The organism is Deltaproteobacteria bacterium (genome assembly GCA_022340465.1).
Taxonomy (GTDB): domain Bacteria; phylum Desulfobacterota; class Desulfobacteria; order Desulfobacterales; family B30-G6; genus JAJDNW01.
Genome location: JAJDNW010000044.1, coordinates 63643 through 89196 on the forward strand (window position 1 = coordinate 63643; position 25554 = coordinate 89196).

The following is a 25554-nucleotide window of genomic DNA, read 5'->3' on the forward strand; positions in this document are numbered from 1 at the left end:
CGTTGCTTTTCGAATGACTAATTTTTTTTCTTCTTTTGGTTCTTGAGTTCATCGATCCACGTGCGGTCTGACAACGCTTCGCCACTGCGGTAGAACGCACGACCGATGAGGTGGGCTGCCACCGGAGCGGTCAGAAAAACCAAGGCGATAACGGTGGCGGCCCGCAGGGAAGTGCCCAATTGGCCGTAGAAAAGTGCCTCGGCGATTACCAGCAGGCCTGTGCCGAGAGTGCCTGCTTTGGTGGCAGCGTGCATGCGGGTCAGCGCATCGGGCATGCGGACAATCCCCAGGGATGCCACCAGACAGAAAACACCACCAATTAACATGAGTAGTCCTGTCAGGTAGTCAACCATTCTTATCTTCTCCCTTCTCATGTTCTGACCGGCTGCGTGATGTCCGTGTGATGTAACGGGCCAAAGCGACGGTACCTAAAAAAGCAATACAAGCGTAGGCAATGGCCACATCCAGGTAGCTTGTCTCCTGGGAGTGAATGGAGACGGCCACTAAAAAGGCCACTACCAGCATGGAAAGCAGATCCAAAGCTATAACGCGATCGGCGGCCGTGGGACCTCTGGCCAGTCTCCAAAGCACCAATAACATACCGATCAGGAGCATGACCAAAGCGCCAAGGCCTGCAAAATCCATAAAACTGTCTGCGGATATCATTTTCGCATGACCTCCAGGATGCGCCTTTCCAGGCCGTTCTTGATGTCCGCCCGAGCTTTTTCTACATCATCGAGAAACATTACATGGACGAAAAGTGTTCTACGGTCTTCGGATAAATCCACGCTCAAGGTGCCTGGGGTTAGTGTAATCAGGCCGGCAACGATAAAAATTTCAAGGTCTGTCTTGGCTGTGAGCGGAATACCAATGATCCCTGGCCGGTTGATATGTCTGGGAGTGATTACATCCCAAAGAACACGCAGATTGGAGATCGCCAGCTCTTTAATGAAATAGCCCGCCAGATTTATGGTTTTTGGCAATCTTTTGAAATAGAGCGTGTCCCGATACAACGGTTTGGAAAGCCACAAGGCGGCATACCCCAGCGCGAAGCCAGACAAAAAAACGCCGATACTATCACTGCTCAAAAGGATCGTAAACACAACGGCAAACAAGATATTGAGGATCGGGAGGCTCATGGTCGACCCCCCAATACCGCTTCAACATAAACCTGTGGGTCCATCAGCTGTCCGGCAGCCGATACAGAGAAACGAATCACCGGTTCCATGCAAAGCCCCAGTAGCACCGTAACCATTGCTAAGGATAAGACCGGGGCGAGTGCCCATGGAGAGAGGGGATAATTGGCGGACGATTTCCGCTCCTCGATCGGGGCTGGTTTCCAGAACGCCTCAGACCAGATCTTGATCATGGAAAAGACCGTTAACAGACCTACTGCAGCCGATAGAAGCGCCAGGGTGTATTGTTGGCTTTCCAGGCTGGCTTTGATTATCAGCAGCTTGGCCCAGAAACCGGACAAAGGGGGGAAGCCGGCCAAGGCAAAAGCCGGAATGATAAAGCCCAGAGCCAGCAAGCCGTTGGTTTTGTATAGTCCACCGATGTTTTTGAGATTAAAGGCCCCGCCCGCCTGTCGTACCAAGCCGCTTACCAGAAAAAGGTTCGCCTTGACGATGATGTGGTGGACCAAATAGACAATGGTGCCAGCCAGAGCCAACGGTGTAAACAGGGCCAAACCCAACACCATATATCCCACCTGACTGATAATATGAAAGGAGAGGATTCGTCGCATCTCCATTTGGGAAGCGGCGCCAATCACGCCGAAGAGCATGGTCAGGGCCGCGACGACCAGTAATGTAGCATGTGCGGCTCCAGTGCCGGCTGTAAAGACCAGGGTAAACATGCGGATCAGGGAATAGACACCAACCTTACTCAACATGCCGGCAAAGAAGGCCGCCACCGAAACCGGCAGGGTGTGATAGGAAGCAGGCAACCAGAAAAAGAGAGGAAAAAGGGCCGCTTTAATCCCGAAGGCGATCATCAGCAACATAGCTGCGGCGTTTAGCAGGGCTGTGTTCTCCACTCCGGCAGCTTTAACGTGCAGATCGGCCATGTTCAAAGTGCCGACCAGACCGTAGATCAGCCCGATGGCGGTAATGAAGAAAAGGGTGGAGATCAGGTTAATCGTAACATATTTAACACCTCCAGTAAGCCGGCCGGGGCTTCGCCCCATGACCAGCAGTCCGAAAGAGGCCATCAGCATGACTTCGAACCAGACATAGAGGTTGAACAAGTCACCGGTCAGAAAGGCGCCGCACACAGCAGCGGTGAGCATCTGCATAAATGCATAAAAACCCATACGCACCTGTCCGGAATCGATGTCATGACGGGCAAATGCAATCACGGCAGTATGGACCACAGCGGTGATTATCACCATGGCAGCGCTCAGGTAATCGGCGGCCAGACAGATGCCGAAGGGCGCCGGCCAGTTACCTACCCATAATACCGCCACCTCATGTTTCAACACCGTCGCCAGAAGCAGTATGGTTAAGACCAGGTGTATCACGGCGCCTCCAAGGGCAACGCCATGGGAACGGTGCTGACTGCCCCTCAAGAGGGACAACACCAGGGCGGTGACCATGGGGAGCAATATGGGCAGGGCCGGAAGGATTTTCATGACGGCTTCCTTTTAGTTGTTTGATCCACAGCAATTGCTTCCGTGGCATCTTCCACAACTTCATTCAAGAAGGAAGCCTCGTCAACATCCAGGGTTCCGGTATGTTCATATGTCCGCAGCAGCAATACCAAAAGGAAGGTGACCATGGCAAAACCAATGACAATAGCAGTCAATATAAGTGCCTGCGGAAGTGCGTTGGACACCGCACGGGACAAGCTAATCTGATCCGGGGGAATTAACGGCGGGTGGATGTGGCGCAAACGGCCGGCTGTAAAGATCAGCAAGTTGACGGCATTGCCCATGAGGGTAAATCCGAAGACAAACTTGACCAAATTGCCGGAGAGTATCAGATAGAGAGCTGCAGCGAACATCAGACCGATCAGGCAGGCAACTAGTGCTTCCATGTCAGTTCTCCTCCAGGGTCAGCAGAATGGCCAGGATGGAGCCTAACACAGATAGAAAGACTCCGATATCAAAGACCAACGGCGTGCCCACGGAGAGCTTAGATCCCAGATTCCACCAAATGCCGGTGAGAAAGGGCTGGGAGGCAAACACGGCAGGCAGGCCCGCGATAATGGCAAGGCTCAGCCCCAATAGGGCAATGATTGCAGGACGCAGACGAACCGCAAGGCGGACCTTTCTGGGGCCTTCGGAAATAGCGAACAATGCAAAGCCGGTGCTGGCTACCAAAGCTGCAATAAATCCACCGCCCGGCTCATGGTGTCCACGCAGCAATAAATAAAACGCAAACACAAGGATCATACCCACCATCAAGCGTGTAGCGGTTTTCAGGATAACGGATTGCATTAATTATTCTCCTTGGATTTGCGGATCAGGGCGATGCCGGCCCAGGCGGCCAATATGACAACGGTAATTTCTCCCAATGTGTCCAGAGCTCTGAAGTCGACTATAATTACATTGACGATGTTGCGGCCGTGGGCTGCCAGGTAGCTATTAGACTCGTAAAAAGCGGTCAGACTGCGATCCAATGGGGACTGATTAATGCCCATCAGCAGTGAAGTGATCAACACACCCACAGCAATACAGAGGCCCGCAGTCATAATGCGAAGCAGCAGCGGCCTATTTTTTGAGTTATTCAAGTAAGGCAGCCGTGGCAATACCAGGGAGACGATGATCACGGTAAGGGTCTCAACCATTAATTGCGTCAAGGCAAGGTCCGGCGCTCCACATATCAAAAAGATAAGGGCCACCCCAGCGCCCACACCGCCCAAGCCACAGATAGCTGCCAGAGGCCTTTTGGCGGTCACCACCACTACGGTAGCGGTAAAAATAAACATAACCAAACCCGCAGCGGCGATGGGGCCGTCCAGCACGGGTCCGCTCAGAGCGGCTTTGGCGTTACCTATCCAGGGCCATGCGACGGCGGTTACCATGCAAATTACAATGACGGAGAGGTAAGCGGTCAGTGATCCGTTTTGCAGAACGCGGGTTAACATGTCAGCCGTTCGCATAAACAGGTCGAGGCATAATTGGTAGGTGCGCTGGGACGTGACAGGCAGTCGTTGCCTTAGCGTGCCGATCCAGATACGCATATGTTGTCGTGTCAAATAGATTAGTCCGCCCAGCGTCAGGGTAATGAGACTGAGCAGCAGCGGCGTGTTGAATCCGTGAAAGAGCTTCAGATGGATTTCCTCCCTGGCCGGATGAAAGGCCAGCACGGCGGGCTGAATCAGATTGGTGGAAACCCACCAGGGGAAAATGCCGAACAGGATGGTCAAACCGCCCATGATGCTAGGGCCGAATCGCATGGTCCAGGGTACCTCGCGGACCGCACCTAGAGCGTTCGGGCGCCTGCCGAAAAATACGTCGAGTAGGATAGTACCGGCCACAGCGGTCATCAGTGCATTGGAAAGCAAGGCGATGGTGGTGGCAAAACCGGCATAGCCTATTTCGGTCAGCGCGCCCTTGTACATGATCTCCTTGCCGATAAATCCGAAAAACAGCGGGAAACCGGCCATGGACATGGTTGCAGCGGCAACGGCCAGAGTGGTCAGGGGCATGGCGCGCCAGAGTCCGCCGAGGCAATCTAAAAGGCGGGTGCCGGTTTGGTGGTCAATGCTGCCTGTAGCCAGAAAAAGGGAGGCCTTGTAGAGGGCGTGGACTAGCAGAAAGGTGGTGGCTGCCGTAAGGGCCGGCGTTGTCTGACCGCCGAGGAACATGGTCAGGATGCCTAATGCCATCATGGTAGTGTACGCCAGGACCCGTTTCAGGTCGGATGGGGCCACGGCCTGAATAGCGCCCCACAGGGCCGTGATGCCACCGATAACTACCAGGGTTGTCATCCACAGTCGCGTACCCCCCAAAAGCGGGTGAAAGCGCATCAACAGATAGACACCGGCCTTGACCATGGTGGCCGCGTGTAAAAAGGCGCTAACAGGTGTGGGAGCGCTCATGGCGTTGGGCAGCCAGAAATGAAAGGGGAACTGGGCCGACTTGGTCATGGCTCCCAACAATACAGCTGAAAAAATGGCAGGATACAAGGCGTGCTGACGTATGTGATCTCCGGCTGAAACCCAATGGCTGATGGTAAAAGAAGCACCTGCGGCTTTCAGCAGCAGAATGCCTATGAGCAGAGCCAGACCGCCGGCACTTGTGATCAAAATGGCCTGACGGGCATTGTCGCGGGCGATTTCCGATTCATGATCGAACCCGATGAGCAGGTAAGAAAAGACCGTAGTGCCCTCCCAGAATATAAAGAGCAGCATTAAATTGTCAGATGTGACGATACCCAGCATGGAGATCATGAAGGCGTGCAGGAAAGCGAAATAGCGACCGATATGCGGATGGCCGGCCATGTACGAGCACGAGAAAAGACTGACAAAAAAACCGGCCCCGGTGACGATCAGACAAAAAAGCAGGCTCAGACCGTCGAGACGAAACCGCAGGTACAGGTCCAGGCTCGGTATCCAGGGCCATTGGACTTGAAACACCCGCCCGCGAGCCACTTCTGGCCAGAGACAGCAGAGGCCGATTAAGAGAAACAGCGGCACAGTGGTCATGAGCAAACCCAGGAGGCTAGTGCCAGCATCATGGTGGTTATTCGGTTTCGCAGGAGTCATAATTATTGAGACAGGAAAAGGGGCCGGTCGGCTGACTTGATGGTTTCCAGCACAGTATCACCTAGCAAACGCTGCAACAGGGCCCTGTTCACGCTGTTGCCCATGACAATGAGATCGGCGTTGCTTTCTTGGGCAAATGGCAGCAGGTTTAATCGTGCCTGGCCTTCCACAATTTCAGTTTCTACTTCAAAGCCGTGAGCCTCGCAGAATTCAGCGGCGTCTTTCAGTAGAAACGGTTCTCTTTCTCGCCCCTCTTTAAAATGCACGATGTGAAGGGTTACCCCAGGCCATGGGTTCAGATGGAGGAAATGACGAATGGCTTTGGCCGACTCCATGGAGCCGCTGTAGGCGATGAGCGCTTTTTTGATGGGCCGGTAGGTATCGGCGACGGCCAATATCGGTCGCACTCCTTGGGTCATTAATTTGATAATCGCCTTGTCCGGGTCTGAGGTAAAGCCGTAGTCGAAGATACTGCGCAGCCCGAATATGGTAATATCGTTATAGCGGGCCTCCGATACCATGGCGGTAAACGGATCTTTTTGCTCATACTCGATACGGCGACAAACCACCTGCTGCTCGCTGCAATGTGTTTTAAAGGCGGTAATGGCCTGTTCCGTCCCCTCCTTAGTGATCCGGGCTTTTCGTTCGCGCATGCGCTGAGCGTAGGCTCCCCCGCCCACAGGTACGGGACCCACGTTGTCTAGCTTGCGTGTATCCAATACAGTTACACCGGTTAGCTGGGCCTGGTGAAGATTTCCCAGTTCCGTTGCAATTTTAACGGCTACGGTTGTAAACGGTGTTCCACCTAATCCGACTAGAATTCGTTTAATCATGCTTTGGTTCTCCGTTGGCAGGGCAGTATTCCGGCGGCACCGGGGACCCATAATATTAAAAATTTGGTTATTGTCGCCCGATAACAGCTTTTGGCACTATAAATTTGCTCAAAAATTTATTGTGCGGACTTTTAGCATATATGTCAAGGGGATATCGGGCGATAAACGGGGATATATTGAACGCAATAATTTTGAGTAAAAGCTTTATTGCCTGCATTTATGGTTTCCTCTTCCCGAAGAAGCCTATGAAATTTAATTTGTGGGAAATTAGGTGATTACATCACCGCCGGCGATTCTCAAAACAGAAGACCTTTCATGGTAGAATTTATCTACAAAGGCGGATCAAATCTTATTTGAGGGGGCGAACGTCCGTGCTTACCCCGTAAAACCTGGTGTTTCTTTTGTTTCACCGGATCGGCTCGATTGCGCTTGCTTCAAACCAATTGCCTCCTCCGGGCCCCGCAGGGTAAAATTATTCCCTGCGTCCTCTGCGGGCTCTGCGAGAGAAAAAGCCGCCTCTGACCTCTGCCTTCTGACTTCTGCGTCCTCTACGTTCTCTAACGAAGTGGACGAGAGATACAACAGTAAACGCCTATCCCGGCAGTCCTTACTCCAGCCGCATCCGGGCGACGATCTTCTCCAACTCCCCGGACTTGCGCATGGCTTCGATCTCCTTGCGGAGCCTGGCGGCGTCGGCCTGGCCCGCAGCGGCCACGATAAACCGCATGGGCTCGTCCCGGAAGACGGCACTGTCGGCGGCTGTCAGGTGATTGACCCGCATGATGCCCTTCAGCGTGTCCACGTATTTCTGGCCGCGCTCGGAGTAGCTTTTCAGGCCATCGGCCAAAACCATCGAGCGCAGCGGTTTGCCGGCTGCCCGGAGGTCGGCCCGCAGGCGGCGAAACTCCTCGTAGGCCGGATGGGAGCTTAAATTGATGATGTAGCCGCGGACGCTGTCAAAGGGCCAGTCGTAGGCGGCGATGCGGTGGTCGCCCAGCTCCTTGCGCTGCTGCTCCGGGACGAGCCCCTTGCCGCCGTAGGTCCACTGGCCGAAAAGGGCGTTGCCCTTGGCGGCAAAGCGCGAGGTGCCGTATCCGCTCTCATAGGCCGCCTGCCCCAGTACCAGGCCGTTGGGGACTACGTCCAACTTGTACAAGGCCTCGGCAATGATCCCGCGCAGGGCCGCGGTACCGGCTATCTGCTGCGCCTTGTCCCGGTCGGCGATGCGCAGGACAATTGCGATCTCGCGCAGCCAGGCATCGTCCTCGGCAGGCAGCCGTCCCCCCTGCGCAAGGGTCGCGTCCATCCCCTGCAACCTTTCGCGCCGATCCAAAATCATGGCGTTGGCATGCACGGCCAGCGGCAGCATAAGCCGATAAAAAATTCCTTTTTTCTGCGGTACGGGCATGTTGGCGGCGTTTTTCTGCCACTGAGGCGAGATACCGGTGATCATCGCCCTCGGGACCAGGACCTGCTCCCCTTCCTCGACTTTGCCCCACCACTTCTCCGCCTTTAGCCAGGCGACGGTGTCATCCGGTCCGGACAGGACGATCACCTCCTGGGCCCATATGGGCGTTGCCATTCCAAAAAGAACCACCACCACGACCAACAGTCTGAATCGGGCTCGCATCAAATTTTCCTCCTCATGTCATATGTTTTTAGGTTTGTTGCGTTCGTTGCGTTTGTTGAGTCCGCTAACCCAAATAACCCAATAACCCCTCTAACCCAAGTAACCCCCTACCCCAACGCCCGCAGGCGATAGGTAGGTCCGAGCCCGGCGGGCGCATCGTCCGGCACCCCGGCGCTCACGCCCGTTTCGATCCAGGCGGCGTCTATGCCGAAGGCGCGCGCCCCCGCGATGTCAGTTTCCATCTGATCGCCCACCATGACCATGCGCCGGCTCCCGCTGCGGGAAAGAGCCTCCCGAAACAACCCGGGACCCGGCTTTCCCAGGCCGGCGAACGCAAGATCGCTACGGTTAGGATACCGCAGGCCGAGGGCGCCTTCGAACAGCCGCGCGATGCTGCCGGCTCCGAAACCGTAGGCGCCGTCCCCCTTGGGATAGATGAGGTCCGGGTTGGGCAGGACGAGATGCACCTGCCGCCCGCCGTCAATTGCCCGGCAAATGGATGTCAGGACGGCGTCCAGGACGTCAATGGAGGGGACCCCGGCTTCGTCGGCGCAGACCAGCACCTCCAGGTCCTCGCCGGGGGCCACGATGTTGCCGCCGGCATCTTCGGCATAACGGACGCTGTCCGGCGTTCCCAGGACCACACACCGTTTGCCCGCAAGCGCGTGCTCCTGGAAAAAGTGCTCGAGCAGCGAACCGGACGTGATGATCCGTTCGGGCGGCACGGACAGGCCGCAGGACCGGTATTTGGCCGCCGCCGTGGCAGGCAGCCGCGACGCGTCGTTGGTGAGAATGTAGTAGGGCTTTTTCTCCCGGTTCAGCCGTTCCACCAGTTCGACGGCACCCGGCAGCGCTCCCGACGAATGCAGCAGCACGCCGTAGGCATCGAAAAGCAGCACCTCGTAATGCTCCCACAAAAATGTCAGGGTGGTTTCCTCGGCTGCACGCGTCATACGGGAAGACCTTCAAAATTAGATTGTTGCGTTCATAAGGATCCGAGGGCAAGACCTCAGAAGTCAGAAATCAGAGATCGGAGATCGGGTCAGCGGTCGGAAGCTTAAAGCAAGGGCTATTGAACCGCCCGCTACGCTCGAGACGCAAAGGTCGCAAAAAACCCCTTTTTGTCGGATCGGGTGATTGCCGACCTCTGATCTCTGGTCGCTGGTTTCCCCTTGGCCCCTGATTCTTTTAGGTATAAATAATCTCCCTTCCCTCGACAAGCGTTATTTTAGATTTATATTGGTTAGATATGACACAATGTGGCAATTTCACAACCCTATCTACCCAAAACAGGTGAACCGCATGGAAAAAGCAGACAACACCGTCCAATCGTCGCCGGCCGCAACCGCCTCGGCCGTTTTTGCCGGCGGATGCTTCTGGTGCACGGAGTCCGATTTCGAAAAGGTGGCGGGCGTCATCGAGGTCGTCTCCGGATACACCGGCGGCCACGTGGAAAACCCCGCCTACGAACTGGTGTCGACCGGAACCACCGGGCACGTCGAGGCCGTGAAAGTGATCTACGATCCTGCCGTCATATCGTACGAAGCCCTGCTGGAGGTGTTCTGGCGACACGTGGACCCCACCGACCCCGGCGGACAGTTCGTGGACCGGGGCAGCCAGTACGTCAGCGCCATCTTTTACGCCGACGAACGGGAAAGGCGCCTGGCCGAGGCTTCCAGGCGGCAGCTGGAGGAATCTGGCCGCTTCCAAAAAGCCGTGGCCACGCAGATCGAGCCGTTAACCGCCTTTTACCCGGCCGAAGACTACCACCAAAAATACCACAAAAAAAACCCCAAGCGCTACCATTGGTACCGGTCGGGGTCGGGGCGCGACGCATTTTTAAAAAGGGTCTGGCGTGACAGGAATGCCGGCGGCCGGTCAACGGCCGACAATGCCGGGGGCACGCCAGCCTACCCGAAGCCGGACGAGGCCGAACTGAAGAAAAGGCTGACCCCGCTGCAGTACAAGGTCGCCCGCGAAAACGGCACCGAACCGCCCTTTGACAATGCCTTCTGGGACAACAAGGCGGCCGGTATTTATGCGGACATCGCCAGCGGGGAGCCCCTGTTCAGTTCCACGGACAAATTCGACTCCGGCACGGGGTGGCCCAGCTTTACCCGACCGCTGGAGCCTGCAAACATCGTGGAGGTCACGGACCGCAGCCTCTTCACGGTCAGAACCGAGGTCCGCAGCCGTCACGGGGACAGCCACCTTGGGCATGTGTTCAACGACGGGCCGGCCCCCACCGGCCTGCGCTACTGCCTCAACAGCGCCGCCCTCAGGTTTGTCCCCGTCGAAGACCTGGAAAAGGAAGGCTACGGCCAATACAAGGCGCTCTTTGAATAGATCCGCATACCGCTCCAAGGTTGAACGGCAGAGGGCACAAATCAAAGGAGATGAAGCATGCAGCGAATTGGAATCATTGGTTTGCTCGCGCTGCTGGCGATCGTAACGGCTCTGCAGGCCATGTCGGCGGCGCAGGCGGAAAACGCCGCCCAGGCAACCTTTTACGTTCACTGATACAGCGTCGGCAAAGCAGCCCTGGAAGGGCTCGACGGCGTTATCAGGGTCACCACGGGTTTCAGGGATGCCAAGGAGATCGACACCGTGGCCTACGACCCGGAAAAGGTGACCCTGCAGCAGATGATCGAAACGCTCAAGGAAGCCGGCACCTATCGGGGGCTGGCCGAATGAAGCGACAGGGCTGAGTGACGAGGCGGGCGTAGGAAGCATTGAGCAAAAGCAATCACCGCAATCCCCCCATTCGCAATCCACAATCCCTTAATGCCTTAATTTTCTATCACTTGACCACTTATTTCTGCTCTCCGATCTCTGACTTCTGACCTCCGACCTCTGACCTCCGACCTCTATGGTTTTCCCCCCGACCCCTCGAATCCTTGTCCCTTGGTTCCGTAAACCCCAACGTTTCAAAAGGCTGAGGGCTTCAGAGTCAAGGCGTCTGATGGTGACGTCGTAGTTCGTTACGTCAAACCCTCAGCAATAAAGGCGCCGCAGGCGCTGCTCGTAGAGCCTGAAGTTCTCAGGCGCTCCCGGCTTGTCGGGCGTAGCGGAAAGCGAAGCCTTAAGGCTAAACGACATGGCAAAACAGACAATATCCTTGGAATGCACCGGTGGTTCTATCCAGAAATTTGCAATGTACTTATGAATTTGGATATCATCACAAAACATTATCTATTCTCTGCCGTGCTATTTATGCAACCTTAGGGTTTATTAACGGATCGTATGTCCTTCCGGAGGCTTTTGCCCAGGGCAGTTTGTTCATTTATCTGATGTCGATATTTGAGTTATTTATGTATTTATGAACGTCCCTCAATTCCTCAATTCCCTAATCCGTAAAAGCCAGCATAATACTATCGAATATCAAAATATTAAATTATTTCAAATGTCTAATTTTTTTGACCACGCTCTTTATTGACCGTGTGCTCCAAGGATTTCAGGTAAGACTGCAGGTTGAGTTTCGTGTTTTTAATATGCAGTTTCTCTCTGATATTGTCCCTGTGGACCTCGATGGTCTTGGGGGAAAGATTCAGGATGGCCGCTATTTCTTTGGTTTTCTTACCGCCTCTAATCAATTCCGCCACTCTCAGTTCGGCGGGCGACAGGTCGAGGTATACCGAGGAGAGACGCAGGATGCCCGGTTGCAGGATTTCGTGCAGATTCGACACGGCGATTTCCAGCATCGCCGTCTGTGCGGGATTCAGATCCGAGCTGGCCAGCTTTTTCAAATAGGGATCCACGAAGCGGTTGATGTTGGATAGCAGCCGTTCCTGGTGTGTTGTTTTTTCATCCTCACCCTTCTTCAACAAAATATTCAAGGCCGTATTGAGATCTTTCAACTTGCGCCGCCGGCTTTCCAGCTCTCTGGTACGCTCCGCCACCATGCTTTCTAAATCATCGGAATAGGACTTGATCTTCCTTTGCGTGTCCAGGCGTTCGGTTATGTCTCGGCCGACGGCAACGAACTTGCCCTCGACATCCGTTGCCATGACATGCCATTCGATCCATCGCAGCGTTCCATCCTTACACACGTAGCGGTTGATGATGTAAACATAGCGCTTACCCGCGGCCGCATCTTCCAGGGCTCTTTTTGTTTTGGCAACGTCCTTTTCATAGACAAATTCAAGAAAAGGCTTGGCCAGGAATTCTTCTTCCGTGTAGCCGAGAATGCGCTCGAAGGAGGGGTTGACCCGGGTGAAATACCCTTGCGGGTTGGCCACCCCGACCATGTCCATGGACTCGTTGAAAATGATCTCCAGATCCCTGGCGCCTTCGTCCAACCGATCTCCTTTTTTCTATCCTCGTGTCAATGCGGTTCCCTTGCGCTATCCGGGGAATACCCGTTTATATCGTTTTGCCGTCGAAAAAAGCCTTGTTTTCTGATAACCCCCTTGATATGTCGCTGGTTCTTCTTGAAACCCACCCTGAAATACACCGCTATTAGTAATACCTATTTTTACACACAGTACGCCCATTGCCACAACATTGGATTTTTATCTATTTTTTGCCTACTCGTTTTAAGGGATCAAGAGTAAGATCTCAGCGGTCGGAGGTCAGAGGTCGGATGCCTGAAGCGTGGAGTAGGCAATAGGGAGTAAGAAGCATGAGGCAAAAGCAATTGACCACAAAGGCACTGAGAACACAAAGGATAATACTTTTTCCACCGCGGACAAACGCAGACAGCCGCAGACAAAAAATATGATCACCTTCGGTGAATGAATACGAACAGCGATTAGCCGTCTACCAAAAGCCCCTTAACTCCTAATCACTTAACACTTAAAACTGTAATTCCTTAATTCGCAATCTGCCTAAGCGATCCAGGAGATCAAGGCCGTGCCGAAAATCACGGTGATGATGCCGCTGGCCCTGTACGTCTGATCGGAAGCCCCTTCCAGGAACCATGCATAGATCTTTCCCATGATGTCCTTAGGGTTCACGAACAGCAGCACCGCCTCGGCGAGGGACAGGAGGCCGACGGCCCTCAAAAACCAGGGATAGTGGCTGGCCGAGGCCGCCAGCAGGAACAAAAGCCCGGCGATGCAGGCGATCACCGCCAGGGCCCTGAGCCCCAGCTGCAGCAACTGCCGGAACAGGTTCCTGAAGGATTCGGTGTAAAGGATCATGCAGACGCCGGAGACGATGAATAGCAGACTGAAGGCATAAAGAATCATTTTCATGGGGTATCACTCCTTTCTCCAACCTAGGTTGAGCGTTTTAAATTACAGGATATCAAATTTTGTGCCGATGATCCACCCTGTCGTGCGGTTCGGATTGTCCAGCCCCCGTTTCCATGCTATGGTCGCCCCGGACTCGATACGATTGCCCCGGAAGGTAGTCGGCCGGGGGCGTCCAGATTTTTCTGGGTTCCTGCCTTCGCAGGAACGACGGCTGTCGGCAGGTTTCATGGCCACACGAACACCTGAGTCGAGCGTTTCAAATTTAGGTAATAATAACGAAAGGAAACGAGCCTGAATGACGGAAACACCATTTGCGAATCTAAAAAAACTGCCCAACACCGACACCCACAACTGCTTCGCCTGCAGCCCGGCCAACGCCGCCGGACTGCAGATGACTTTTTTTACCGACGAGGAGCGCGTGTACTCGCATATAGCCGTCCCGGAGCACATGGGCAGCTGGCACCGCATCGTGCACGGCGGGATTTTGGCCACCATTCTGGACGAAACCATGGGCTGGGCCGGCATCTACCTTTTGGAGCAGCTCACCCTCACAAAGACCATGACCGTCAATTTCGACAAGGCCGCCGTCGTGGGCGAAACCCTGCACGCCGAAGGGTGGGTTGAGAAGCGCATCGGCAAGCGGGAAGCGGTCATCCGGGCAACCATCGCCAACGCCGGCAACGAGACCTGCGCCGACGCAAAAGGGGTGTTTACGATGCTCTCACTCCCCTTGGCCAAGAGAATCGGCCTGATGGGTGACGAGTTCGAAGCCACCTTTTTCGCCCCTCTCATGCGAAGCAAGCGAGAGGTCTGAAGCTTAAAGCAAGAACGATGTCACCACAGAGACACGGAGGGCACAGAGAATAATTTTACCCTGCGGGTCACATCACATGAACAACATGATAAAGGGGGAATCACTTCAGACCTAATGCGGGATCACTTTACCCCTTGGATCCTTACGGCAACCATTCGAAAACGGCTTTGGTGGCGGAGATGGATGCATAAGTACGCGTCCTCTGAAAAGCCATGATTATAATGCTTGATATTGACGGCAATCCCGCCTAATGTGCGGGACGCACGGCCTGTTGACTGGAAACGACAGATTCACGACCGGAAGGGATAGAAACTCTACAGGAAAAATGCCGGAACTTACCATCGAAAAAATACACCACGCCGACCCCTACATCGTCTGCCACAGAAACAAGGGGCGGAGCAAAAAACACATCGCCGTGTGCCAGCGATGCCGGTGGCGCAAAAAATGCCGCGCCTTCCGACTCTACTGGCAGCCGGAGCTGCCGTTCACATTTGTTAAACCACACTAGGGTCCCAGGGGTCAGGTGATCACCCGCTTTTTTGAGATGCCAGCAGGATCTGCTCGACGAAATGGGCGGCGTCTTTCGCGCCGCTGCCAAAGAATATACCGGTGTTGAAGCGATTCTCCCCCGCCGGCATGGAATAGATGATGGTGCCGTTCGTCTCGACCCGCTCTTTGTCGGGCGCGGCGGCGATGAGCCTGATCTCCGACGTGTTGATCGGCGCCGTGGTTTCCAGCAGCATGCCTTCCGGGCTGATGTCCCGGGCCATGCCGATGTCCTGGGCGGACTCGCGTCCGTCCGCACTGACGCAGATATAGTACACCTGACACCGAACGCTTTCCCTGGGTTGTTGCCTTCGTTCCATAATCACTGCCTTTCCGCACCGGCATGTCGCCTGTCGTTGTTTGACGCCTGAAGCAAGGACAACTTAACCACAAAGGCACTAAGGACACAAAGGAAAATATAGATTTCTCCTGCGGGGATTTAAACAACAATAATTGTGAATTGCGAATTATGAACTATGAACTATGAACTATGAATTATGAATCCTAGTTTGTTAGATAGTGCCGCGCCGTGTAGGCCAGATCCTCATCGATGTCCGTGGACAGCAGCCAGCGCAGGTAGTCTTCCGGGATCTCCTCCATCATCTGCCCCTTGTGTTTTCCGAAGGGCATGCGCGCGACCAGAACCGGTGCACTGCTGAGCGCCTGCATTCGAACGGCGGGGTCCTTCTCACCGTCCTGTTCGAACCGCGCCCGTATGCGTTGGAAAAGGCCTTCCAACACCAGGATATCCCCCAGCGCGGAATGGGGGACCGCGTCGATCTCCAGTTTCAGGAAGTAGCGCAGATATTGGAGGCTGTACTGCGGAATGCTTCCCTGGGGGTCCAGATGCCGGGCCAGCTTGTAGGTGCAAATGACCCGCTCGGCCTTAAGGCCCTCTTTTTGCAACATCTCCACGTCGAACTGGGCGTTGTGCGCCACCAGGATGCCTTGGTCGTGGTTCAGCAGCTGCTTCAGCCGGTCATAAGCGGGGCTGCCCTTGAAAGGCGGTTTGTCGGCCACCATCTCGTTGGTGATGTGGTGCACGGCCATCGCCTCTATCGAAATAGGCCGCCCGGGGTTGAAGAGTTCGTCCACCACCTCCCCCTGCTCGGTTTTGAAGGCTATCTGGCAGAGCCGGTCGTCCGCCCCCGTTCCCGTCGTCTCCGTGTCTAGAAATATGTACATGGCTTTACCCCAGGCATGCATAAACAACATGTCAGAGAATAGACAGGGTGTTATCTGTATACCGCCGACAGATATAAACTCTAAATTCCAATACCCAAACTTCAAACCAATTCAAATGTCAAATGACCTAATGACCAAAACGGCAACTCGACCACCGACAGCTTACCTCTATGTTTGGGCCTTTTGAATTTATGGCATTTGATATTGTTCAGGATTTCGGATTTGGTGCTTGGATTTTTTATTACCCCCGCTCAATCCAACTGCATCCAACCGTCGGCATCCTCCATCGAGAGAAACACCTTGGCATCCAGGGCCACGTCATACAGCTCTTCGAAGGTGGACAGCATTCTCGCCAACCCGAAGCCGAGGTCGCCTTCGATAACGAAGCCCATTTTCATAACCGGCGTTTTATAGGCATACTGCGTTATCATCGCCGCAAAATACCCCAGCTGCTCGTCGGTAATGACCTCCCCCCCGGTTGCCGGACGGAAATCCCAGACACAGTTCCTGTCGAGAGCGAATTCATCACTGTAGGACTTCATGTAGGCCAGCAGGTCTTCAAAATCCAACTCTCCCTCGACGGTGAAAACCGTCAGCTGACGGGCGTTGTCCTTTTCTACGGCTATCGGCATAGGGTGCTGCCTTTTTCTGGTATACGGTTTACGGAACCAGGGACCAAGGGTTCAAGTGATCCCGTGTTAAGTGATAGGTGATTACGTGTTAAGTCGAGAATCGTAAAACGGACACTGTAAATCGTGAGACGTCTACCCCGGCCATCCGATCTCCGCTTCTGATCTCTTGCAGATTCCTGACCTCCGACCTCTGGCCCCCCGCTACTCGCCCGACACCCACACCCCGTCCCAATCCCGGCCGGGCGGGAAACGCATGAAGTGGCGGCAGCGATCCAGGAAAACCCGGCTCACGGGATCGCTGTCCATCCCCTTCTCAAAGCAGCCGGCGGCCGCCTCAAAGTCCATTCCCCGGTAAAGGGCGAATCCATCGCAAAACAGGCGCTGCGCTTCCGAAAACGTCACATCGCCTCCGCCGAGCACCTCGTAAATGCGCACCGGCTTCTGCCGGCCCTTGGCCCTCACCTGGTCGATCAGGCGGGTGCAAAAGCGGCCGTCCAATTCATCCAGGGTCGATCCGGCCACCAGGATGTCCGCACCATAGTACTTGGTCAGGCTCTCGATGCGCGAGGCCACGTTTACGCCGTCGCCGATCACCGTGAAGTCCATCCGTCTTTCCGAGCCGATGTTGCCGGAAACCACGTCGCCGGTGCAGATGCCGATACCGATGCGAATGGGGTTTTCCCCCCGCTGCTCTCTTTCGCGGTTGAACGCGTGCAGGCGCTCCCGCATTTCGATGGCCGTGGTGACAGCCCTGACCGCGTCATCCGGCTTGACATAGGGCACGCCGAAAACCGACATGATGGCATCGCCGATGTATTTGTCCAGCACGCCCCCGTTCTTGAAAATGATGTCGACCATGAGGCTGAAATACTCGTTCAAAAAGGAAACCGTCTGCTCCGCGGTCAGGTTCTCCGTAATGCCCGTGTATCCGCGGATATCGGAAAAGATGACCGTGGCCTTGTTGTGCGCCCCGCCGAGGGCCTGGCGCGCCGGGTCCTCGAGGATCTGCTCGACGATGTCCTTGGTCATGTAGCGCACCAGTGCCATTTTCATGCGCTTACCCCTGGTAATGTCCTCGAAGGCCAGCACGAGCCCCTGACGCTCGTCGTTGTGGCCGACCAGGGGCACCACGTTGATATTCACGATGTGCTCCTTGTCCCAGGGCAGTTTCAGCACGACATCATACTCCACCAAGGCCGCATTCGTGGCATAGACCCGTTGGATGGAAGCCGCCAGGTCGCCGTTCTCCGGGCCCAGGATGTCCACAAACCGCTTTTCAGCCAAGGCGTCCGGGTCGAATCCGAAGAAAGCCGCCGCCGCCTTGTTGAGCGTCACCACCCGGCCGGAATCGTCCAGGGTGACGATGCCGTTGGTGATGCTGTCCTGAACACTGGCCAGGTAGTTTTTCATGTCCACGGTGCCTTCGTAGAGCTGGGCATTTTCCAGGGCTACGGCAATTTGTGACGCCAGCGCCTTGATCAGGCTCTCGTCTTCGCGGTCGAACAGCCCCTCCTTTTTGTTGATGGCCTCGGTCACGCCGATGATGTCGCCTTTGCGGTTGATGATCGGCGCACACAAAACGCTCCTGGTCCTGAAGCCGGTGCGCTGATCCACGATGGGTAGAAAGCGCTCGTCGCCATAGGCATCCCGAATGTTCAAGACCTCGCCGGTCCCGGCGACATACCCGGCAAAGCCGTCGCTGAGGGGAAAACGTATCTCGGTCAACTCCGACGGCTGGGCCACCTTGGACCACAGCTCGTCGGTTTTGCGGTCGATAAGGAAGAGCGAGCTGCGCTCCGCCGCCAGTGCTTTGCTGATTTTGTTGACGATCTTGACAAAGAGTTTGTCCAGGTCCAGGGTCCGGGCCACTGAGGTGGACACATCGAACAAGATGGCAATCTTCTCGTGATCCGCCAGCAGCTTGCGATAAAGCTCCAGGTTTTCGACGGCGATGGCCGTCTGGTAGGCAAAGGCCTTGAAAAGGGCTTCGTCCTTGGCGTCGAAGGCCCCGCCCTGCTTGTTGATCACCTGAATAACGCCCACGAGTTCACCCTGGAGGTTTTTCAAGGGCCCGCACAGGATGTTGCGGGTCTTGTATCCCATCTCGCGGTCCGTCGAATTGTCGAAGCGGGGGTCGCTGTAGGCGTCGCCGATATTGACCGTCGTATCGTTTTGCGCGACCCAGCCGGCCACCCCCTTCCCCACCGGGATCCTGATTTCACGGCTCTCGAGGCCCTCCGCCACCATCGACCACAGCTCCCCGCTGAAGTTGTCCTTCAGAAAAAGGGATGCCCTTTCGGCGTCCATGACCTTGCTGGCAGTGGCCACGATCCGTTTAATCTGGCTTTCTATCCCCGTTCTGAGGCTCAAGATCTCCGTCATGTCCAGCATCTCATAGATGCTGTCCAAAGAATATTCCGTCTTGCGCTGCTCTATGACCGATTTTTCGAAACGGGTGGTCGTTTGGCGCAGGCGTTCGGTAATCAAATCGAGAAAGTTGATGGCCAGGGATGGCACTGCGGCGAAGATTTCGCGCAAGTCGTCATAGTGTATTTTCAACAGGCGCGCCCCGGTCACCGCCTTGACCGATGCCAGGCGCCGGCCGTCCCCGAAATATCCCATCTCACCGATGCTCTCGACGGGATGGATGATCATCAGATCGACTTTGTCTTCGTACTCCCCGACGCGATATACCAGCAGTTCACCCTCCACGAGGATATAAAAACAGTCGCCCGGATCGTCCTGAACGATAAAATCCTCGCCGGCATCGATGCTGGTCTCGGTCGCGTAGTCGCAGATGATGTCCAGGGCGTCCGACGTCAGTCCCTCGAACACCTTGCAGGGGAGCAGCCGGTCCCTGCGCTGCCGGCGCAGGGCCGCCTGCAGTTTGGCGCTGGTAATCACACCACCGGCCACCATGAGTTCGCCAAGCAGTTTCTTCTCCCCCTTCTGCCGCAACAGGCTCTGTTGCCGGAGGATCCGCTCGATCTTTTCCGGGGTTGCCTTGAGGTATTCTCCCAACCGCCTCAACGGGGGCTGTTTGCACTCTTCTGACGGCATGCAACGGGTCCTTATTGGTTAGTATCGGTTAATTGTTTCAAAATCTTAGGATTGTGTCAAGCACCGGAGGGCGGGGGGTGGAGACCAGGGGCCAAGGGGCAGACCGCTCAACGCATGATGCTTTGAAATTGCCTTGCGCCCTATGCCTTGGGCCTTGCGCCATAAGTTTCACATTTCACCAGTCACTACTTAACACGTAATCACTTAACACCTAACACCGTATGCGTCTGACGGTTTACCGCCCCCTGAACCCCTGAAAAAACACATTGACAACAGCCCTTCGCTGTCTATATTTGAATATATGTTCATATATTAAATTTTTTGGAGGAACCATGCCCAAAGCAGCGCCGGAAACGTGTGGGGGACCCTACTGCGACGTGCGCACGGTGCACATCGATCGGGTCATGCGTGCGAGAAAAGAGGCTGCCCCCGACCGCTTGCTGGAGCGGCTGGCCCGGACCTATAAGGTCCTGGGCGACCCGACCCGGCTCAGGATCGTCATGGCCCTGGACGGCGGTGAAATGTGTGTCTGCGACCTGGCGGCCTTTGTGGGCCTCAGCGAATCGGCCGTCTCCCACCAGTTGAGGCGCCTTAAGGACCTGGCCCTGGTCAAGAACCGGCGCGACGGTCAGACCCTCTACTACGCCCTCGACGACTGGCACGTGTCGGATCTTATCGGCATCGGGATGAAGCATTTAACCGAGGACAGATGACGGGGGGTCGGCGGCATAGGGAAAAAGCAATCGAACCACAAAGTCACAAAGGACGAAGTAACGTAACACCTAGCACTGGATCAACCGTAAACCGTATACCGAAAGAAAGTTATCCGCCATGAACATCATCACCGGCATATTCAATGAAACCTGGCAGTTGTTTCTGGAAGCGTCTCCGTACATTCTTTTCGGGCTGCTGGTCAGCGGGCTGTTGCGGACCTTTCTCGATCCAAGTTCGGTGGCCCATCATCTCGGGCACGGCCGGATAGGGCCCGTCCTCAAAGCCGCGGTTTTGGGCATCCCCATCCCGCTCTGCTCCTGCGGCGTTCTGCCGGCTGCCGCTTCCCTCAAAAAACAGGGGGCCAACAACGGGGCCACCACCGCCTTTCTCATCGCCACCCCCGAATCCGGTGCGGACTCCATAGCCATCAGCTATGCGCTTCTCGATCCCATCCTGACGATCGCCCGTCCCGTGGTGGCATTTGTCACGGCGGCCGTGGCGGGCATCGCCGAAAATCTCGTCGGCAAAAAAGAGGGCCCCCAAAAGGCGCCGCCGGACATCTCCTGTCCCATCGACGGGTGTTGCGACGGCAAGGACTGTTCCCCGGAGGTTCATCGCCACCATCACACCACCTCCGAAAAGCTCAAAGCCGGCCTGAAGTTTGCCGTCAACGAGGTCTGGGGAGACCTGGTGCTGCTGTTCGCGGTCGGCCTTTTCCTGGCCGGCGTCATTACCTACGCGATACCCGACGATCTTATCGGAAGGTACATGGGGGGCGGACTCCCCTCCATGCTGATCATGCTGGCAGCGGGCATCCCCCTCTACATCTGCGCAACCTCCTCTACGCCCATTGCCGCGGCCCTGATTTTGAAGGGCGTCAGCCCGGGGGCCGCCCTCGTGTTTCTTATCGCCGGCCCGGCCACCAACATAACCTCGCTGGCGGTCCTTTTGGGGATACTCGGCAAACGGGCCACGGTTATATACCTGACGACCATCGCGGTGCTGGCCGTTCTCGCCGGCCTGGCGGTCGACCAGATCTACGCCGTGCTGGGGATATCGGCCCGGGCAGCCGTGGGCCAGGCGGCCGGAATGATTCCGCCGGCCGCCAAATACCTGAGCGCTTTGCTGCTGCTGGCGATTTCGGTCAAGCCGCTCACGGCCCGGATAAAAAGGATGTTCGCAAAAGACGGGCGACACGGGCACCCCCATGATCACGCCCACCATGCGGCAACGGCACAGAAAAAGGAAGGGGACCGGGTGTCCGCGGCCGAACCACCGCTGTGCACCGGCCCGACCTGAGGGTGTTCAAACTGACCGGGTCCGGTCACACCAATACCATGCCCCTCGCCTGCGAGGGGCATCTTATTGGTTTAGTTTGTTTTTCAGCGCGGCCGCGACAAAATCCCTGAACAGCGGCTGCGGGTCCATGGGCCTGGACTTGAACTCGGGGTGGAACTGGCACCCCAGGTACCAGGGATGGTCCTTCAGCTCCATGATCTCGACCAGTTCGCCGCTGGGTGACACGCCGCTGACGATCAGGCCGTTGGCGACGCAGTCGTCCTTGTATTTGTTGTTGAATTCATAGCGGTGGCGATGGCGCTCGGAAATCTCGTCCGTCTTGTAAGCCGCGTGGGCCAGGGTGTCTTCATGGAGCCTGCATGAATAGGCCCCCAGGCGCATGGTGCCGCCTTTTTCCGATTTTTCGTCGCGGACCTGCACCGTGTTCGTCTTTTCGTCATACCACTCGTGCATGAGGTAGATCACCGGGTGGGGGGTGGTGCGGTCGAACTCTTCACTGTTGGCCTTCTCCAGCCCGAGGACGTGGCGCGCAAACTCGATGACGGCAATGTGCAGGCCCAGGCAGATGCCGAAATAGGGAATGTTGTTCTCTCGGGCATAGCGGGCGGCGCAGATTTTGCCCTCGATCCCCCGCGAACCGAACCCCCCGGGCACCAGAATCCCGTCCGCTTCGCTCAGGATCCCGCTGCAACTGTCCGCATCGATGGTCTCCGAGTCGACGAACAGCAACTGCGAGCGGCAGTCATTGGCGACCCCGCCGTGATACAGGGCCTCGTTGAGGCTTTTATAGGATTCGGTGAGATCTACATATTTTCCCACGATGGCGATCTTGACCGAGTGCTTGGGCGTCTGGAACCTTTCCACGAAGTGCTCCCAGTCGTCCAGGCGCGGCGCCCGGGTCCAGATGCGCAACAGTTCCACGATCTTGTCGTCCAGGCCCTCCTGATGGAACACCAGCGGGACTTCGTAGATGCACGCCACGTCCTTGGCCGTAATGACGGCGTCCTGGCCGACGTTGCAGAAAAGGGCGATCTTGGCCTTGATGTCATCGGAAAGGAACCGGTCCGTCCGGCACAGGATGATATCCGGCTGAATGCCGATGCTCCGAAGCTCCTTGACGCTGTGCTGGGTCGGCTTGGTTTTGAGTTCTCCCGCCGTCCCGATATAGGGTACCAGCGTGAGGTGAATGTAGATGACGTTCTCCTTGCCCTCATCGGCCCTGAACTGCCTGATGGCCTCGAGAAACGGCAGGCTCTCGATGTCGCCGATCGTGCCGCCGATTTCGACGATCACCACATCGATGCCGTCCCGGGCCAGCTTGATGCTGTTCTTGATTTCATCGGTGATGTGGGGGATCACCTGCACCGTGCCGCCCAGGTAATCGCCCCGGCGCTCCTTGGAAATCACGGCATCGTAAATTTTCCCGGTGGTAAAATTGTTATCGCGCCCCAGCTTCGCATGGGTAAAGCGTTCGTAGTGCCCCAGATCCAGGTCGGTCTCGGCACCGTCGTCGGTCACGAAGACCTCCCCGTGCTGGAAGGGGTTCATGGTTCCCGGGTCCACGTTGATATAGGGGTCGAGCTTTTGAATCGTCACCGTGAGGCCCCGGCTCTCCAGCAACGCCCCTATCGCGGCCGACGCCAGTCCCTTGCCCAGAGAAGAAAGGACCCCGCCGGTTACAAAAATATACTTGGTATTGTCACCCATTAACGCACCTCGTTATTCAAACTTTTTCCTGAATTCATCGATGGTTTCCTGAACCTCGTTCAGTTCATCGGAAACCCTTTCTTTTTCCGTCTCCACCGCCTCTGTCCGGTATTCGTTTCGCAGGCGGGCCACATCGAACAGTTCTTTGGAAAATTCCGGGTCGACCTTCATCTGCTCGACCCCGATCTCCCGCACCAGTCGATCGTCCTGGTAAAACCGTATGTGCATCGGATACCAGGCGCTGTTGACCTGCCGCCAGTCGCCGTAGCGAATGTCGCACACGCATTCGTTTCCTTCGGCATCGTGGCCCGGCATCATCCACCTGACCGGCCGGAAGGTTTCCTTGTCGAACCACACCTGGTTCACACGCGCATCCGGCTTTTCCGTTCCCAGCACCAGCACGATACCATCTTCAAAGCGTTCAAAACCGGTCGCATCGATATCCACGCCGAGACGGGCCAGGTGATCCTCCAGCAGCCGGCGCGAACGGTACAGCAGAATGTCCTGATAACGATCGAACGGGTATTCATCGGAAACACCGATGCGGCCGTCGACGACAACAAGGCTGTCGCCCGGCGTCTTCACGTGAATACGTTCGGCGTTTGGGGAGCGGGAGTCGCTGCGAAAGGTTCCGGGGAATACATAGCGCACCGTTTCGCGGGCTTCGACGGCACCGGTCTCCAAACGGCTGTCGTGGTAAACCACGCGCTGAACTACCAGCAGGCTGTGCGGTCGGCCGATATGCTGGACCATCAGGTCCAGAAGATGCGGCCCCCTCAGAATGTAAGCCCCTGCAGATGTCGTCACCATCAGGAGCACGCCCAATGCCGCCAATGACGGCCGGAAAAATGTTCGCAACCCTGCCCCCACCCTGGACATCACCCTGCGATGAAAATGTCGTCCGCAAACTGCGCGGCCGCCCCCAGCTCCTCTTCGATCCTGATGAGCTGGTTGTATTTGGCTACCCGGTCGCTCCGCGACATGGAACCGGTTTTGATCTGCCCGCCGTTCACCCCCACCACCAGGTCGGCGATAAAGGTGTCTTCGGTCTCCCCCGACCGGTGGGAGATGACCGTGGTGTACCCCGACTGCCTGGCCATTTCAATGGCATCCAGGGTTTCGGTGACCGTTCCGATTTGATTGAGCTTGATCAGGATCGAATTGGCAATCCCCAGCTCGATCCCCTTGTTGAAGATCTTCGGGTTGGTTACGAAAATATCGTCTCCAACCAGCTGGATCATCCCCTCGAGACGGTCCGTCATGGCTTCCCACCCTTTCCAGTCCTGTTCGGCCAGCCCGTCCTCGATGGACACGATGGGATACTTGTCCACCAGTTCCTCGTAGTAATCGATCATCTGCTGGGCCGACAACTTCTTCTTTTCGGAGGCCAGCACATATTTCCCCTTTTGATAGAATTCGCTGGCCGCGGCATCCAGGGCGATCCCCACCTCGATTCCCGGCTTGTAGCCGGCTCCGTCGACGGCGTTGATGATAAACTTAATGGCTTCCTCGTTGGAGGAAAGGTCAGGCGCAAAGCCGCCCTCGTCGCCCACGGCGGTGTTCAGCTTGTCGGCTTTCAGGATTTTCTTCAGTTCGTGAAATATCTCGGATCCCATCTGGACCGCCTGGGCGATGCTCTTGGCTCCCACGGGAACGATCATGAACTCCTGGATGTCGAGATTGTTGGCCGCATGGGCGCCGCCGTTAACGATATTCATCATGGGTATGGGCAGCACCCTGGCGTTGATGCCCCCGAGATAGCGGTAAAGCGGCAATCCGTAGGCGATGGCGGCAGCCCGGGCGGCAGCCATGGAAACGCCGAGAATCGCATTGGCGCCGAGCTTGGATTTATTGGCCGTACCGTCCAGGCCTATCATCAACTGGTCGAGTGCCACCTGATCGGCGGCGTCCATACCGCTGACGGCCGGACCGATTTTTTCCGTGGCATTCTTGACGGCCGAGGTAACGCCCTTGCCCCCATATCGTTTGGCCTTTTTGTTGCGCAGTTCGAGGGCCTCGCGCTTGCCCGTGGAAGCGCCCGACGGGACGGCCGCACGCCCGACGGCACCGCACGCCACGGTCACGTCCACCTCCACGGTGGGATTCCCTCTCGAATCCAGAATTTCCCTCGCCTTGACATCCACAATCTCTGTCATAACAACCTCCCCTGGTCATCACCACCGGCAGGCGGGCGGGTCGGTCCCCTTTCGCAAAGAGGGCCATGCCT

24 protein-coding genes are annotated in these 25554 nt (G+C 56.2%); 5 read left to right on the forward strand and 19 right to left on the reverse strand.

What is annotated here, in order from left to right:
• Positions 1–17: 17 nt before the first annotated feature.
• The 10 genes from mnhG to LJE94_07790 form a co-directional block, all read right to left on the reverse strand.
• The gene (mnhG, locus tag LJE94_07745) at positions 18–353 is read right to left on the reverse strand and encodes a monovalent cation/H(+) antiporter subunit G (protein ID MCG6909999.1); all 336 of its coding nucleotides are present in this window, start codon (positions 351–353) and stop codon (positions 18–20) included.
• Positions 346–666: a cation:proton antiporter gene (locus LJE94_07750; protein MCG6910000.1), complete on the reverse strand. Its 321-nt coding sequence runs from the start codon at positions 664–666 to the stop codon at positions 346–348. The genes mnhG and LJE94_07750 overlap by 8 nt, the downstream gene beginning before the upstream one ends.
• Positions 663–1139, reverse strand: a complete 477-nt coding sequence (locus tag LJE94_07755; protein ID MCG6910001.1) for a Na+/H+ antiporter subunit E — start codon at positions 1137–1139, stop codon at positions 663–665. Before LJE94_07755 ends, LJE94_07750 begins: the two co-directional genes overlap by 4 nt.
• On the reverse strand, positions 1136–2632 hold the full coding sequence (locus LJE94_07760; protein MCG6910002.1) for a Na+/H+ antiporter subunit D: 1497 nt from the start codon (positions 2630–2632) through the stop codon (positions 1136–1138). Before LJE94_07760 ends, LJE94_07755 begins: the two co-directional genes overlap by 4 nt.
• Positions 2629–3036 carry an NADH-quinone oxidoreductase subunit K gene (locus LJE94_07765; protein MCG6910003.1) on the reverse strand — a complete coding sequence of 136 codons (408 nt, stop codon included), beginning with the start codon at positions 3034–3036 and terminating at the stop codon, positions 2629–2631. The genes LJE94_07760 and LJE94_07765 overlap by 4 nt, the downstream gene beginning before the upstream one ends.
• Position 3037: 1 nt before the next feature.
• Entirely contained in the window at positions 3038–3439 is a 402-nt protein-coding gene (locus LJE94_07770; protein MCG6910004.1) for a Na(+)/H(+) antiporter subunit B, read from the reverse strand.
• Positions 3439–5652, reverse strand: coding sequence for a DUF4040 domain-containing protein (locus LJE94_07775; GenBank protein MCG6910005.1), 2214 nt, complete (start codon positions 5650–5652; stop codon positions 3439–3441). Before LJE94_07775 ends, LJE94_07770 begins: the two co-directional genes overlap by 1 nt.
• 62 nt (positions 5653–5714) lie before the next feature.
• Positions 5715–6545, reverse strand: a complete 831-nt coding sequence (locus LJE94_07780) for a universal stress protein (protein ID MCG6910006.1) — start codon at positions 6543–6545, stop codon at positions 5715–5717.
• A gap of 607 nt (positions 6546–7152) precedes the next feature.
• On the reverse strand, positions 7153–8175 hold the full coding sequence (locus tag LJE94_07785; GenBank protein MCG6910007.1) for a glucosaminidase domain-containing protein: 1023 nt from the start codon (positions 8173–8175) through the stop codon (positions 7153–7155).
• Positions 8176–8282: 107 nt separating this feature from the next.
• Positions 8283–9128 carry an HAD-IIA family hydrolase gene (locus LJE94_07790; protein MCG6910008.1) on the reverse strand — a complete coding sequence of 282 codons (846 nt, stop codon included), beginning with the start codon at positions 9126–9128 and terminating at the stop codon, positions 8283–8285.
• A gap of 349 nt (positions 9129–9477) precedes the next feature.
• Between LJE94_07790 and msrB the strand changes: the two genes are divergently transcribed.
• Complete coding sequence (gene msrB, locus LJE94_07795; protein MCG6910009.1) at positions 9478–10521, forward strand: peptide-methionine (R)-S-oxide reductase MsrB; 1044 nt, start codon at positions 9478–9480, stop codon at positions 10519–10521.
• Positions 10522–11582: 1061 nt separating this feature from the next.
• On the opposite strand, the gene LJE94_07800 is transcribed toward msrB, so the two are convergent.
• Positions 11583–12473 (reverse strand): PAS domain S-box protein, encoded by an 891-nt coding sequence (locus LJE94_07800; GenBank protein MCG6910010.1) that lies wholly within the window; start codon positions 12471–12473, stop codon positions 11583–11585.
• 528 nt (positions 12474–13001) lie between these two features.
• Positions 13002–13370, reverse strand: coding sequence for a hypothetical protein (locus tag LJE94_07805; GenBank protein MCG6910011.1), 369 nt, complete (start codon positions 13368–13370; stop codon positions 13002–13004).
• Between the two features lie 295 nt (positions 13371–13665).
• Here LJE94_07805 and LJE94_07810 point away from each other — a divergent pair, with 295 nt between their 5' ends.
• Together LJE94_07810 and LJE94_07815 are read left to right on the forward strand one after the other, a co-directional pair.
• Complete coding sequence (locus LJE94_07810) at positions 13666–14184, forward strand: PaaI family thioesterase (GenBank protein ID MCG6910012.1); 519 nt, start codon at positions 13666–13668, stop codon at positions 14182–14184.
• Between the two features lie 325 nt (positions 14185–14509).
• A complete protein-coding gene (locus LJE94_07815; protein ID MCG6910013.1) occupies positions 14510–14692 on the forward strand; it encodes a hypothetical protein in 183 nt (60 codons plus the stop codon).
• A 19-nt stretch (positions 14693–14711) separates the two neighbouring features.
• On the opposite strand, the gene LJE94_07820 is transcribed toward LJE94_07815, so the two are convergent.
• The 4 genes from LJE94_07820 to LJE94_07835 form a co-directional block, all read right to left on the reverse strand.
• Positions 14712–15050 carry a hypothetical protein gene (locus LJE94_07820; protein MCG6910014.1) on the reverse strand — a complete coding sequence of 113 codons (339 nt, stop codon included), beginning with the start codon at positions 15048–15050 and terminating at the stop codon, positions 14712–14714.
• A 184-nt stretch (positions 15051–15234) separates the two neighbouring features.
• Positions 15235–15936, reverse strand: coding sequence for a DUF3820 family protein (locus LJE94_07825; GenBank protein ID MCG6910015.1), 702 nt, complete (start codon positions 15934–15936; stop codon positions 15235–15237).
• 230 nt (positions 15937–16166) lie between these two features.
• Positions 16167–16547, reverse strand: a complete 381-nt coding sequence (locus LJE94_07830; protein MCG6910016.1) for a hypothetical protein — start codon at positions 16545–16547, stop codon at positions 16167–16169.
• 201 nt (positions 16548–16748) lie between these two features.
• Positions 16749–19607 (reverse strand): GAF domain-containing protein, encoded by a 2859-nt coding sequence (locus tag LJE94_07835; protein MCG6910017.1) that lies wholly within the window; start codon positions 19605–19607, stop codon positions 16749–16751.
• 332 nt (positions 19608–19939) lie between these two features.
• Between LJE94_07835 and LJE94_07840 the strand changes: the two genes are divergently transcribed.
• Complete coding sequence (locus tag LJE94_07840; GenBank protein ID MCG6910018.1) at positions 19940–20320, forward strand: metalloregulator ArsR/SmtB family transcription factor; 381 nt, start codon at positions 19940–19942, stop codon at positions 20318–20320.
• Positions 20321–20438: 118 nt separating this feature from the next.
• Positions 20439–21620 (forward strand): SO_0444 family Cu/Zn efflux transporter, encoded by a 1182-nt coding sequence (locus LJE94_07845; protein ID MCG6910019.1) that lies wholly within the window; start codon positions 20439–20441, stop codon positions 21618–21620.
• A 63-nt stretch (positions 21621–21683) separates the two neighbouring features.
• On the opposite strand, the gene LJE94_07850 is transcribed toward LJE94_07845, so the two are convergent.
• Genes LJE94_07850 through eno form a run of 3 tightly spaced genes read right to left on the reverse strand, consistent with a single transcriptional unit; the run spans position 21684 to position 25483 of the window.
• Entirely contained in the window at positions 21684–23327 is a 1644-nt protein-coding gene (locus LJE94_07850; GenBank protein ID MCG6910020.1) for a CTP synthase, read from the reverse strand.
• A gap of 12 nt (positions 23328–23339) precedes the next feature.
• Positions 23340–24185: a hypothetical protein gene (locus LJE94_07855; GenBank protein ID MCG6910021.1), complete on the reverse strand. Its 846-nt coding sequence runs from the start codon at positions 24183–24185 to the stop codon at positions 23340–23342.
• Positions 24186–24205: 20 nt separating this feature from the next.
• Positions 24206–25483 (reverse strand): phosphopyruvate hydratase, encoded by a 1278-nt coding sequence (gene eno, locus LJE94_07860; protein MCG6910022.1) that lies wholly within the window; start codon positions 25481–25483, stop codon positions 24206–24208.
• Between the last annotated feature and the right edge of the window lie 71 nt (positions 25484–25554).

Coding starts and splice junctions, on each gene's coding strand:
- mnhG (MCG6909999.1), bottom strand. CDS start 353: ATGGTTGACTACCTGACAGGACTACTCATGTTAATTGGTGGTGTTTTC.
- LJE94_07750 (MCG6910000.1), bottom strand. CDS start 666: ATGATATCCGCAGACAGTTTTATGGATTTTGCAGGCCTTGGCGCTTTG.
- LJE94_07755 (MCG6910001.1), bottom strand. CDS start 1,139: ATGAGCCTCCCGATCCTCAATATCTTGTTTGCCGTTGTGTTTACGATC.
- LJE94_07760 (MCG6910002.1), bottom strand. CDS start 2,632: ATGAAAATCCTTCCGGCCCTGCCCATATTGCTCCCCATGGTCACCGCC.
- LJE94_07765 (MCG6910003.1), bottom strand. CDS start 3,036: ATGGAAGCACTAGTTGCCTGCCTGATCGGTCTGATGTTCGCTGCAGCT.
- LJE94_07770 (MCG6910004.1), bottom strand. CDS start 3,439: ATGCAATCCGTTATCCTGAAAACCGCTACACGCTTGATGGTGGGTATG.
- LJE94_07775 (MCG6910005.1), bottom strand. CDS start 5,652: ATGACCACTGTGCCGCTGTTTCTCTTAATCGGCCTCTGCTGTCTCTGG.
- LJE94_07780 (MCG6910006.1), bottom strand. CDS start 6,545: ATGATTAAACGAATTCTAGTCGGATTAGGTGGAACACCGTTTACAACC.
- LJE94_07785 (MCG6910007.1), bottom strand. CDS start 8,175: ATGCGAGCCCGATTCAGACTGTTGGTCGTGGTGGTGGTTCTTTTTGGA.
- LJE94_07790 (MCG6910008.1), bottom strand. CDS start 9,128: ATGACGCGTGCAGCCGAGGAAACCACCCTGACATTTTTGTGGGAGCAT.
- msrB (MCG6910009.1), top strand. CDS start 9,478: ATGGAAAAAGCAGACAACACCGTCCAATCGTCGCCGGCCGCAACCGCC.
- LJE94_07805 (MCG6910011.1), bottom strand. CDS start 13,370: ATGAAAATGATTCTTTATGCCTTCAGTCTGCTATTCATCGTCTCCGGC.
- LJE94_07810 (MCG6910012.1), top strand. CDS start 13,666: ATGACGGAAACACCATTTGCGAATCTAAAAAAACTGCCCAACACCGAC.
- LJE94_07815 (MCG6910013.1), top strand. CDS start 14,510: ATGCCGGAACTTACCATCGAAAAAATACACCACGCCGACCCCTACATC.
- LJE94_07820 (MCG6910014.1), bottom strand. CDS start 15,050: ATGGAACGAAGGCAACAACCCAGGGAAAGCGTTCGGTGTCAGGTGTAC.
- LJE94_07825 (MCG6910015.1), bottom strand. CDS start 15,936: ATGCATGCCTGGGGTAAAGCCATGTACATATTTCTAGACACGGAGACG.
- LJE94_07830 (MCG6910016.1), bottom strand. CDS start 16,547: ATGCCGATAGCCGTAGAAAAGGACAACGCCCGTCAGCTGACGGTTTTC.
- LJE94_07835 (MCG6910017.1), bottom strand. CDS start 19,607: ATGCCGTCAGAAGAGTGCAAACAGCCCCCGTTGAGGCGGTTGGGAGAA.
- LJE94_07840 (MCG6910018.1), top strand. CDS start 19,940: ATGCCCAAAGCAGCGCCGGAAACGTGTGGGGGACCCTACTGCGACGTG.
- LJE94_07845 (MCG6910019.1), top strand. CDS start 20,439: ATGAACATCATCACCGGCATATTCAATGAAACCTGGCAGTTGTTTCTG.
- LJE94_07850 (MCG6910020.1), bottom strand. CDS start 23,327: ATGGGTGACAATACCAAGTATATTTTTGTAACCGGCGGGGTCCTTTCT.
- eno (MCG6910022.1), bottom strand. CDS start 25,483: ATGACAGAGATTGTGGATGTCAAGGCGAGGGAAATTCTGGATTCGAGA.